The 12,197-nt window shown below is 40.2% G+C and carries 8 protein-coding genes; 3 read left to right on the forward strand and 5 right to left on the reverse strand.

What is annotated here, in order from left to right:
* Positions 1-27: 27 nt before the first annotated feature.
* The 3 genes from JT718_RS20810 to JT718_RS20275 all read right to left on the reverse strand — a co-directional run bounded on the left by JT718_RS20810 (position 28) and on the right by JT718_RS20275 (position 3,096).
* Positions 28-348 (reverse strand): GIY-YIG nuclease family protein, encoded by a 321-nt coding sequence (locus JT718_RS20810; protein WP_205504629.1) that lies wholly within the window; start codon positions 346-348, stop codon positions 28-30.
* A 140-nt stretch (positions 349-488) separates the two neighbouring features.
* Positions 489-1,573 (reverse strand): IS3 family transposase gene (locus JT718_RS20270; RefSeq protein ID WP_205504630.1). Its coding sequence is split into 2 segments (ribosomal slippage): positions 489-1,312 and positions 1,312-1,573, totalling 1,086 coding nucleotides; the frame shifts between segments, so codons are not numbered across the junction.
* Positions 1,574-1,878: 305 nt separating this feature from the next.
* The gene (locus JT718_RS20275; protein WP_205504631.1) at positions 1,879-3,096 is read right to left on the reverse strand and encodes a replication initiation protein; all 1,218 of its coding nucleotides are present in this window, start codon (positions 3,094-3,096) and stop codon (positions 1,879-1,881) included.
* Between the two features lie 984 nt (positions 3,097-4,080).
* Here JT718_RS20275 and JT718_RS20280 point away from each other — a divergent pair.
* From JT718_RS20280 to JT718_RS20290, 3 genes are all read left to right on the forward strand, one after another.
* A complete protein-coding gene (locus JT718_RS20280; RefSeq protein WP_205504632.1) occupies positions 4,081-4,845 on the forward strand; it encodes a ParA family protein in 765 nt (254 codons plus the stop codon).
* A gap of 54 nt (positions 4,846-4,899) precedes the next feature.
* Positions 4,900-5,259 carry a hypothetical protein gene (locus JT718_RS20285; protein ID WP_205504633.1) on the forward strand — a complete coding sequence of 120 codons (360 nt, stop codon included), beginning with the start codon at positions 4,900-4,902 and terminating at the stop codon, positions 5,257-5,259.
* Between the two features lie 1,432 nt (positions 5,260-6,691).
* Positions 6,692-7,234, forward strand: a complete 543-nt coding sequence (locus JT718_RS20290; RefSeq protein WP_205504634.1) for a hypothetical protein — start codon at positions 6,692-6,694, stop codon at positions 7,232-7,234.
* A gap of 504 nt (positions 7,235-7,738) precedes the next feature.
* On the opposite strand, the gene JT718_RS20295 is transcribed toward JT718_RS20290, so the two are convergent.
* Positions 7,739-10,696 carry a type III restriction-modification system endonuclease gene (locus JT718_RS20295; protein WP_205504635.1) on the reverse strand — a complete coding sequence of 986 codons (2,958 nt, stop codon included), beginning with the start codon at positions 10,694-10,696 and terminating at the stop codon, positions 7,739-7,741.
* Positions 10,697-10,701: 5 nt separating this feature from the next.
* Positions 10,702-12,197, reverse strand: a 1,496-nt coding sequence (locus JT718_RS20300; RefSeq protein WP_205504636.1) for a site-specific DNA-methyltransferase, incomplete at its 5' end; no start/stop codon positions are given.

Genomic DNA, 12,197 nt, shown 5'->3' on the forward strand with positions numbered 1-12,197 from the left:
TAGTAAATAGATATTCTTCCAGGATAATCAGAAAAGCTCCAATTGAGCAGCCTGGCAGTAGCGGCTGTTGAACTTTGGTTTAAGCACCATGATCAGGTGCTTCTCCAATATTAGAACTGTCTCCTTGTTAGAATGCTCCTGAAGATAGATTAGTGACTCCTTACTGCACTTGTTTTTATGTTTGACAATCCTCCAAAAGATATTGCTGGTCTCCCCTACGTAAACACAGGTTCCAGCGGTATAAATCAGATACAGGAAATATGAATCGTTGTCCTTTGTATAGCGTAGCTGCTTATACTTCCTGAACACTTCTCCCCTACTGTATTTTATGAACTCGCCTGGCAGCATCTCCTTTACCTATTTTTTATTCAACTAAAAAAGTTGGATTGGTCTTCTTAGTCAGAACGGCTAATGCACGTCGATGTTAATACACTTCTAAATTAGTTTGTAAGCTCCCCTGAAAATTGAGCCAATCAAAAGTAGAATTTTCAGTTTACAATTTCTTCCAATAATTCCACCGGCGCTCTAAAATTCAACGCCTGATGGGGCCGATGGTGGTTGTAATCAAACATCCATTCCTCGGTTTTTTCGCGGACTTCGGATAAGGTTCTAAACACGTAAGCGTTGAGCAACTCCCTTCGGATACTGCCGTTACAGCGTTCGACATAGGCATTCTGCATGGGTTTGCCCGGCTGAATAAACATCAGTTGGATCTTGTTTTCTTTGCACCAGGCTTCGAGTTTCTGACTGATAAACTCTGGTCCGTTATCTACCCGGATCATCTCGGGCAGGCCTCTGAACTCTTTTAGGTATTCCAACACCCGGATCAGCCGCAGTGCTGGTATGGATAAATCCGCTTCCATGGAGAGGATTTCGCGGTTGTAGTCATCGACAATGTTTAAGAGCCTGAACTTACGCCCATCCCACAAGCTATCGCTCATAAAGTCTACTGACCAGACCTGGTTAATCCGCTCGGGCTGGAACAAGGCCTGCTTCACCCGGGCTGGCAGCCGCTTCTTTAGCCTCCTGCGGATATTGAGCTGCAGAGCGGTGTAGACCCGGTAAACCCTTTTATGATTGTAATGGTAACCCATGCGGCGTATCCGGTAAAAGCAGGACCAGAAACCAATGGAGGGATGCTTTTCTACCAGCTGCTGCAATTCCTGGATGAGCTGACTGTCATCCCGTTCTTTAGCTTGATATTGATAAGTACTCCTGGGCAGTGCGACTGCCAGACAGGCCTGACGATGGCTAACCCCATGCTCCTCGACCATAAACCCCACCAAAGCTTTCTTTTCATCAGGCCCTAGAGCTTTTTTTCAACGGTATCCTTTAAGGCGTGGTGCACCAGGGAGAGCTCAGCGAACATGCGTTTGAGTCGGGCATTCTCTTCCTCGAGCTCCTTCATCTTCTTAAGTTCTTTCACCTCCAGGCCGGAGTAGCGTTGGCGCCACTTGTAAAACGAGGCTGTACTGATGCCTAGCTCCCGGCATAGCTCTTGGGCGCTGCGGCCAGCTTCATGCTCCTTGAGAGCTTTAATGATCTGAGATTCGGTAAAGCGGGTCTTTTTCATTCCATTTAAAGTTAGTAATTCTTCCAACTTTCAAATGGCCGAATTTCAGGTAAGCCTACAGTTATACATTATAAATAATCTATACGCACTAGAAATTTTATAAGTGTTATAATTTCTAACAAATATAGACCATATATCATTATTAGAACTTCTATTCCTGTAAAACACGTATTGGTAGTCTTTATGCCTGCTATTACAAGAGTCACATCACAGTATCTGCCAGGTAGAAATTGTAATATAAAAAAGGCTATCATCCTGAAGTTGGACTGAACCTCCAGGATGATAGCCTTTCACAAACAGGATCATTATTCTTCGATCCAACCCTCAGGCTTAGGCTTTCTTACCCAATCCAACCATCTCTCTCCTCTGATCTCAAGCTTGCGCTTCTTCGCTAAGGCGGGTTCAATGTTAACCCAAACAACAGCCAAGGATTTCTTATCAAAATAGATTTCCTGGTTGATGTACACCAGCAGATTAGCAAGGTCTACGGCCTGTGTCACTGCCCTGAAGGCTTTGTCTTCCTCAAAATGGTACTTCAACATTCTGTCATAGACTATCCTTTGATTAGATGTCAAGCCTTCGAGTTGAGGTAATGGCGTAAGTTTGGTCTTTGGCTGCTCTTCCGGCTGCTCCAGGACAATAGTAGGACGCAGTTTGAAGGTTACATACTTGACACTCCTTCCCCCCTGCTTATCAGCCTCAAAATCAAAATCCAGCAGTTCAGCCTCTTTGAGCTCTGTCTGTGCAGTCTTAAGAATCCGCTTTTTGAAGTTATCAAACTCTGCATACTTCAAGACTTTAACCTTTGGCTTAATAGGAAGGATCTGCACACTGGTTGGCTCACCAAACAGGTTTAGCTCTGTCGTCTTAGGCTTGATGATTTTCATTGGTCCAGCATCTTCAATAACATCAAGACCAAGCATCAACCTGAACTCTTTGTAGTCAACCTTGAAAGTCTCAGGAATCCTACCCTTACTCTTATCAATGTTCATTTTGATGAACATGTAAATACGGTATGCCTGGATAGTTTTGAGAGAGAGAAGCTTGGTCAGCTCAGCCTGAGTGTAGTTCCCATTGAGGTTAATCAGGAACTGCTTCAGGTCAGGGTTGATTCTGGTGACAATGTACTTGGAGTCTTCGGTGTATTTCACTGTCGGGAAGATGGTGTAAGACTCGTACTGACGTTTAGTACCCCCACCATCTTTGACAAGCTTCAGGATTTTGATGTCAACTTTCTGTAGCTCCTGGGCTAGCTTGACAGTATTTCTATAGTTCTTGCCACCTTCACCACTGTAGAGAGCCTTGATAGGGATCTTCACAGCGGTTAAGTCCTTGTCTTTTTTATGGATATGGCCAACCGCATAGACAAAGGCCCTTAGCTGTACAGTGCTCATATCAAAATAGGCATTGATCAAGTCATTGGACTGCGTGACTATGCTATGCGGGTTCCGAAGAGGTACTAGGTCTGGTATTATGGGTTGAAGTTCTGATTCACTCAACTCAGGTAAGGTGTCTTCTCTCATCAGTCTGTAGTTCAGGTCGTATCAAATATACGTACAAAAAACTCATATTGTACGGCTATCTAAATTACAGTTTACGGACTTCTGGGTTTGGGAAAGTGTACGGGTATTTGGGGAAATGTACGGGTGTTTGGGATTCTGTACCCCTTGGCATGGGATTCTGTACCCCCTAAATTGGGAAAATGTACGGGTGAACTGGGATTCTGTACCCCCTAACTGGGAAAGTGTACGGGTAAACGCTTCTAACTAATATAAAATCAATTACTTATGAGCCATAATACTTTATAATACATGATAATAAAGAATAAAAAATAAGATTTTCTATTCTTTATGGAAGTATACAAGGTAAGGAATTTACTTAAATGCCGTAAGAATGGCTCTAAATAGTAAAAATAGGGCTGGCGTGCTTGGGATTTTGTACGGGTATTTAGATAAATCAGATTAGAAAAACTGCCTTTCTAGGCGGAAATAAAGGTTTTTGGATTTGGGCATCTGTACGGCTATGGAGCAAAACCCATGCTGTTAGTAGGAAAATTACGGGAGTAAGGTCCTTAGATAGGTATTAGATAGTCCTGTTCAGCTAAGAAGTGGAGTAAGTACACCTATATGGTCATAGTAATCTTAAAAATGATTTCCGGTCTGAACGGAATGCCAGGCCTTGGAACGAAAGCTAAGTCCTGCAATAAGACCAAGTCTGGTAATAATGCAAGATCATTGCTTCCCAAATTGCCTTGCTCCTTTCGGGCTGAAATATTTATTTTGATTGAGTTTCACCTCTGCTTCCTTTTACCATTCACCGATATTGGCTGATAAACAGCTGTTTACCTGTAAATTAAGATGAGTCTTTCCTACGTATTATAATAGCCGTTAGATATTATTTATTATAATGTCTAAAATGTATAACAATGTTAGAAATGATAGATGAATTAACATTGCTTTTATATATAGCTGGTCTATATTTGCTAATAGAACTAACAGAATTAACATATGACCATAATTACGGTTATGAACAACAAGGGTGGGGTAGCCAAAACCGTAACGGCGATCAACACAGCTGCCTACCTGGCAGCACTAGAGTCAACTAAGCGGGTACTCCTTATTGATTTCGATGCGCAGGCTAATTCTACGGGTGCCACCATCGGGGAAGCTGTAAACCATGTGGGTGAATGGCTGGTGGGGGAGAAGCAGTACAGTGAGGTGGTCGTGAAATACATGGAAAAATTTGATGTACTGCCAGCCAAACGCGCATTGGATACATATGCCAAAGCAATCGGTGCCGAGCAGGACTACCAGTTTATCCTAAGGGAAAGAATGGAAGAAGACGGCTTTGAAACGATGTATGATTACGTAGTGATCGACAACGCACCGTCCCTAACGACATTAGCTTACACCACCTTCATTGCGGCTACGCACGTTTTGATACCCACGGCTCCGGAGGAGTTCAGTATCAGTGGTATCACCAACATCCTGCAGACAGTGGCTAATGTACGCAAGCGCTATAATCCTGCTTTGAAAATCGCGGGCATATTCTTTACCAAATATCATTCTTCTTACAGGTCCCGAATAGACTCTGACATGGTGGCCGGTACACGAGAGGCCTACGGGGACTTGGTCATGGAATCAACTATAAGGAATAACGTGTCCGTCAAAGAAGCAATGGCATACAAGCAACCGGTATTTACTTATGCCTCTGACTCTGCCGCCGCGCAGGACTACAGGGCAATGGTGCAAGAGCTGATAACACGGTTATAGTTTCTAACATTTATAGTTGTAATAACATTTCTTTAAAAGTTATAGCCTTTAGACATGGTAGAAAAAAAGAACTTCAGGAATATAGCAGTCAAAACTGCGACTAGTGGGTTTGATGCTGAAATGATGGGTGGGGTAGGGGAGATGCCTTCTGAAGGCACACCGGCAAAAGACCTTCCGGAACCAGAGAGGCTGCAGGCAGCCGATCCTAATGAGCTAAAGCCGTTTGCCACTAGGCTTCCGGTTTGGTTGATTCAGAAGATGCAACAGCACCAATACTGGAACAGGGAGAGTATCATGGACACAGTCATTAATGCTGTGGAAGTGTACCTAGCAAATAACCTTGATGCAGATAAGCCACTACCGGCCGCAGTGGCTGCAAAGAAAAAGAACAGAAAGAAGAGATCCGTAAAGTAAATAGGATTAATACTCTACGATTACTTAAGCCTAAGTTCAACAACTATCACTGCTTTACAGCCGGAGATTATTTCGCTGTGGCGGAGGTACTGTGGAACTTAGGTTTTTTTAATAATGTGCATCAAAGATGTATTTGGTAGCTTTTATCAGTTTTACAGCTGGTAAATGGTTAAGCCGGGTGTAACCCAGCAGCTCAGCAAGATAAGGCACCGCTTTTATGGAATAGGTCCATATGGGAATAAGCAGAGCAACCTTCAAAAGCGAAATGCTCCAATGAGTTGGTAGTATACCTCCAGGAGCATATCGACAAGGAAAGTGTGATCAAGCTGGAGAAGCACTACATCCGGGCGCTCAAGCCTAAGTTCAGCAGCCGCTACTGCCAAGCTTGCCAACTGGAGCTTTTTCGTCTCTGGTGATACCTTTCCTTCAAAGCAAACTCTAAGTCTAAATCTCTTACTTTCTTACAATTCCTAAAAATGTAAGAAAAGTGTAAGAAGCCTAACCAAAAGAATATTAGGCAGTTAACCCAGTTTTCTTACATTCTTACATTTTTTGGCACTTTCAATTTCACAGATTTTAAGGAACAAAATCGCTAAAAGGTCAGGTGTGGCAGCTAAAAAGACCAAAAATATAGATTAGAGTAAATTATGTAAGATTGTAAGAAATGCCCTTAAACCATTGTTAGTAAGATAGTTGACTTCTTACATTTCTTTTTAAAAAATGTAAGAAAATGTAAGAAATGTAAGAGCGTATACCTGAGATGCTTGCTAGGATGCACCGGGATTCCGGTACCTTCAAGCTTACTCAGTCTCGCCGGTATTTGAGCAAAGTGAGAGACTGTTCAAATGAGTTCTCTTTAAATAGGTGAGTCAGATACGAGTGTGTCTCTTTAACATATGATTCATTATGGGCTCATATAGGCTCGGTGGAATCTTCTGCTGGCTTTGACATAAAGCCCGCTTTCAGAACGAGGAAGGCTCCCAATCATGGCGAACCTTCCTCGTTTGAGGCCTGTAACACTATATATCTTAAGCAGGGAGGTAAACTGGGGAAGGTGAAACCCGGGAGAGGCAAGGGGGGAAGGCAAGAGGAGGGGGCAGGGAGAGCGATGTTTTTCCGTCGGATAGTATGGAGGTTATGGGACGATTTATTACATTGTCAAAAGTGGAAGAGCCCTTCCAGTAACTCCACTCATAGCGTCAATAATCGGAACTACTCCATTTATCCAGTTTATATGGCGGTCTGCCTAGTCTTGCCCCAGTTGTGTTCTTGGATGAGATAGATGGTTCAAGCTTGTAAAACAAATAATGGTGGAGGAGTTTGCGAGGTACAGGGTGTATCCGACGATCAATATCGAAGAGCTATAAAAGTAGCAGGTAGGGGTAAATGATAATATACTTATTTTTGATCAATAGGACTTAATAATTGATTGATGAAAATAATTTTACTACCAATACTTCTTTTATTCCTCTTGGTAAACGCATATTCCCAAAACATAACTAAGATAGATTCAAAGAGAAGCTTTAGGGATTTCGAGTTTGGCAAGCCCATCAAAAATTTCAAAGGATTAAAACAATTATCGGTTAAGGGTTGTAGGGTCTGTATATATGAGACGGTAGGAGCAGTAAAGCCATTAGGTGAGGATAGAATTAATGAAATAGAAGTTGGAACCATAGATGGCTTAGTTTCTCATATAATAGTTACTGTGAATGGAGATTTCAATAAATATTACCGTATTTTCAATGAGGAATATGGTAATCCAGTAAAGACAAATAATTACGTCAATGGGCTTTTGCCCTTCGCTTATACAATGGTCACTACGCCCTATGATATGTGGAAGGGAAAGAGGACTCAGATATATTTGATTGATAGAAAATGCAAGGTTAATTCTGATTCAAAAGATTGCGTTATGATCCTTTACAATGATTTGAAAAAGAGAGACAAAGTGATAGATAAAATCAAATCTGAGATTTAACCCCAAGTGCTGCCAAGGTACACTGAAAAGAGAAAAGGACTATCCATAGCGGGTAGTCCTTTTTTACATTATTTTAAATGATGGTCAGATCGAATGACTCGGGCAGCAGATCCAACAGCTTCTTCATTGTGACCTTGAGGCACAATTACATTAAGCATAAATTAACAGTACCAAAATTTGTATTTATTCCTGTTAAAATTGCACACGGAGAAAGAAAAGACATCAATTTAGAAAGGTTCAGTGCCGACAGTCTAAATGGTTTATATATTCCTGTAGACTTTAATGACTGTTTCAGACAAATTGATGGTTTTTGGAGTGACTCCACAAAAATGAAGGTTAGACTTCATTTACTAATTTTTATCGTTGCCTAACGGTTGGGTTTTGCGTTCAGGCGGGTTTCGGAGCACTAAACTGTCAATAAGCTCTGGACTTGAATAGAAGTACATAGCTCCAGATTTGCACGTCAATGCGCCTGTCGCAAAACCGGTGTTAGGCCATCGTGCTTCAATCAACTAATACCTCATCAATAATTTGCTTGATTCTTTTATTATTCAATTGTGTTTTAAACTCCACCTTATAACCATCGATTGTCAATTGATTAAAGAAAACTTTTGCACAATCAATTTTGGCTTGTTCAATGCCTCTAAGTGAAGCCTGATTCTCAACATCTTTTGTTTCCACGATTACATTCAGAATCCTTTCGCCATTATCCTTCTTTACCACATACATAAAATCGGGGCTATATGACTGGCCTGTGATGGTAGGGATAGCAATACTTCTTCTGGGTATTTTACCATATACAATAATTTCATGAATACCATCCACTAATAGATTCTCCTTTTCCAACGGTGAATCAAAAGCATATACATCATATAGATATTTTGCAGATGGAGTACCGTCAATAAACTTGGTGCCTATAACACCCTGGGTAATTTCAGATTTGGGTGTCCCATCTGAAAAAGTTAGTGCGGTTGCTTTAACGGAAAGGTTTGCTTTGGAATAACTAAATTTACCACTCAATTTTTGAGTCTTCCAATCTTGAAACAGTTTTACGAAGTTGGCTGCACTTTGCTCATTTATTCTTTCGGGTTGAACATCTTTTTCTTTGGCATACTCAGAAATAACTGCATGAAGCATTTGAATAGGTAGGTTCGTTTGACGATTGATACGCTTTAAAAATTCATTATATGGTAAAGGCTTATTGATATTAAACTGCACCCCTGTATCTACATTTATAATTGCAATAGTTCCATCTGTATTTAATACTTCCCGCCTGCTGGTGATGTAGGTGTCAGAAAAGATACCCTTTCTGAGCAAGACCAATAACTCATTAAAAAGAAAATCCTCTTGTTCAATTCTTTCATAATGTAGAATGTATTTGCTGTTTATTTCTTCCCAAAGGGTTTTTAGTTCAGCATATACTGCTTTGCGAATTTTGATCTTTTTTTCTTTCTTTTTATTGCGGTCTTCTACCTTGCCTTTTTGCAAGCCAACAGTAAACTCTGGGTATTCCTCAAAGAATTGATCGATGTTCTCTACTTTGATATTTTTGTTACGGTCAATATATTTTTTGCTGAGTAACTCTACAAAAAGATCGTCTGGATCCAACTTTCGTTTTAAAGCCGCCTCGGCAATCATTTCATCTGTAATGATAAAGCCTTGCGGTAAGTCTGAATTTACTTCATTCACCAGCTTTTCTGCAAAATCTGCTTCAGTAAAATCAATAACATAGTTGAGTTTAAAATCCTCATTGGAAATTCGGTTACCAAATTCATCAACCGGTAATCGCAACCCTCTGCCTACTTCCTGAATCTTGCTGTTTTCACTGCCACTGCTGCGAAGCTTGGTAATAGTGAAAACATTTGGATTGTCCCAGCCTTCTTTTAAAGTCCACTTAGAGAAGAGAAATCTTAGCGTGTTGAAGCTTCCATCTTTATGCCTGAGTGAAAGCAGAGTTTTCTTATCATATAATATTTGTTCTATTCTTTTACCAATATCATCTTCACTGCTGCTGTTATCCTGAGAGAAATAGCCCTCATGAGCCTCACGAAGCTTATTTTTTGTTGCTTGCAGATATTCTTTGTACTCATTTTCCTGCTCTGTGAGGATAGGAATTACTGAATCTATTTTTTCTAATAAAATTTTTTCAAAAGCTTCCTTGAGATATGGTTTTTTCTTCTGGCCTTCGTTTGCACGATAAGAATAAATATCATCAATAAAAAAGAGAGCCAACGTCTTTATTTTATTGTTTCTTCCAAAATTAATTCTTTCTGTTTCGAAGTGCCGTTCCAATGCAAGTCGAATCATGCTTTCCTGATAAGAAGTAGAATAAATGTCAGTACTAAATTCTTCGCCAGTGGATTTAACTTGACCATTCGACAATTCTACTGTGCTGGTAGTAATGCCATCAATAACAATACCCTCCAACTCAGGGGCGATCATACCCAAACTATCGTTTTTCTTTAATTCAAAAGACTTTGTTGGTCCTTCTTTTTGAATGAGATTAAAACGTACAGATGTTTTGCTCTGCACGCTCATAATTTTTACCTTATCCTGCTTCTTGTTTACCGGCTCAAAATGTTCTTTGGCAATGCCTTTAATCAGATTTTGGTTGAATGCCTGAAAAGAGTTTAAGTCATATAACAGGTTATGATAATCCTTCCGCTTTATTTTATTCCTGCCCCTTCCTGTTTCTATTTCAGGGAAGGTTGCACCAAAGCGAATAACTGCTTGGGGACAAATATATTTCTCGATAAATTCGAATGCTTTTTGTGTTTTGCTGAAACGATGGGGTTCATCAATAATCATAAAAGGTTTTGTAGCCTTTATGCCTTCAATGGGTTTATAAAAACCTTCCACTCCATAATCGTAGGTATCTGTCAGTAATTTTGAAGTGCCGCCCAATAAACTCATATTGGTGAGCAATACATAAATTTTATTGGCGTTCTGGCTACTACCTGCTACAAACTCCCTTACCGCTCCGGGAAAATAGTTCTTGCCTTTTTTCTTTTTTGTAGCTTCCAGCACCAATACATCCAATTCTGTTCCGTAGCCGCATTGGTCTTTGAAATGCCTTTTGGTGTATCCATCTTGCATAAACTGCTTGGCTCCTGCTTTAATGGCGAGTGTAGGAACAGCTACTATAAACTTATTAATACCATAACGCTTGTGCAGCTCAAACATGGCAGCAGTGTACACATAGGTTTTACCTGTACCGGTTTCCATCTTAATATCCAGATTTAGATAGTTACCTACTAAATTGGATGCTTTGTACTCAGCCGGAATACCATTGTCTTTTTGTACCTGGGCTATATAGGTCAATAGGGGTTGATTATCTAAAAGCAACGTAGGATTTTGATAATATAGGCTGTTCTTTTGAATCAAGTCAGCACTTAGCACATTGGCTATGGCCGTGTAAGCTTTTACCTGGTGTGGTAAATTATTTTTTAATATTAGTTCCATAGTAGTTAATACCTAACGGTGAAGTTGATTTTCAAATTCTTCTCTCCATCGTTCAGGATGCGAAGGTTTTTCTCTATCATTTCATTTACGCTCCAATCAGGAAAGCTGTACCCAAACAATACAAGGTTCTCAGGATTGAAGTGCCCTTCTGAATCGTATTTACTTAGTAAGGCTTTCATGCTTTCCAGTGTAAAGCCGCTGTCTATCAGGTACAGATGTTTTTGACAATAGTAAGCGGTGTAACCGGCCAAGTCAATGGTCTCGGCATTCACAGTAAGACCGTAACCATCGGCATTGAGCCAGGTAGCTAAAATGGTCGGCTTTCCAAAATCATCCAGAATGCTGGTGTCTGCCAACATACTTGACTTGTCAAAACTATCCAGTTTATCTAAAGTGTTTTGATTGGGCTCATAGAGCATGTAATGCTTGAAACCTAAGTCAAGCTCTTTATCCGGATGCTCTTGTTTTATTTTGGCTGCTGATCGTTTGATGCGTTCAATGCCGATGTAATCTAAGGTAGTAGGCAGGGAGTTCTCAGTAAGAAAATTGAAAGCCTGTTTTTGCGAATCCACACCTGCGCTTAAAACTTCAGGCAATTGAATCGCAATAAACCTGCGGTTCCCACCATCCTCGGCATTGAGTTGCATGACCGCATGGGCTGTTGTGGCAGAACCAGAGAAAAAATCTAGAATAGTGTTATTGCTGTGATCTATAGACCTAAGTATTCTGGTAATTAGTTGTAATGGTTTTTTTCCATTTGGAAAAATTACTCCTCCTTCCTGGGCAACACCGCCATCATTAGAAATATCTATCCAATTGTCTGAAAGGAAAACAGCAGAATTAGCGTCAGCATTAACTAACTCTATTCTTGGGTCTTTTGTGTTCTTATTATAATCAGATCGGAAAAATCTTAAGTTTTTTTCGCTGTTAGTGTAGCACACAATTTGTTGATCAAAAACTTTATCTTTTATTTTTTCAGCAAGAGAAGTGTTCGATTTGCTTCCAAATATTCTAAATGAATTTTCCCACTTCCAGTCGTCTGTAAGTTCAATGTTTATTTCTTTTGCATATTCCACCAAACTTATAAGGCGCATACTGCGAAGCACGGCATTAACATCTTGATCTGTGGAATTAACAAATTCATTAAACTGTTTCTTGTTTAGTTCTGGGATAATTAAGTTATATTCTTTGTCCCATTCTTCCTTAGATTTTTTTTCGATTTTAAGCAAGGGGGTTTTTGTTCCTTGCTTGTATATTAATAAATATTCTTTCTGTGCCGGGTATCCTTTCCCTTTAATGGCATGTGTCATCTTTACACCAGAAAGACTGTTCATGTTAATTACTACATTATTGATTAAATTCTCCTCTCCAAACACATCATCGCAAAGGAGTTTCAGGTTCGCATTCTCGTTGTCATCAATCGAGATAAATATAACGCCATCATCAGTTAATAAGTCCCTTGCCAGCAGTAGGCGACTGTACATGAACATCAGCCAGGCAG

It is taken from the genome of Rufibacter psychrotolerans, assembly GCF_016924645.1.
Taxonomy (GTDB): Bacteria; Bacteroidota; Bacteroidia; order Cytophagales; family Hymenobacteraceae; genus Nibribacter; species Nibribacter psychrotolerans.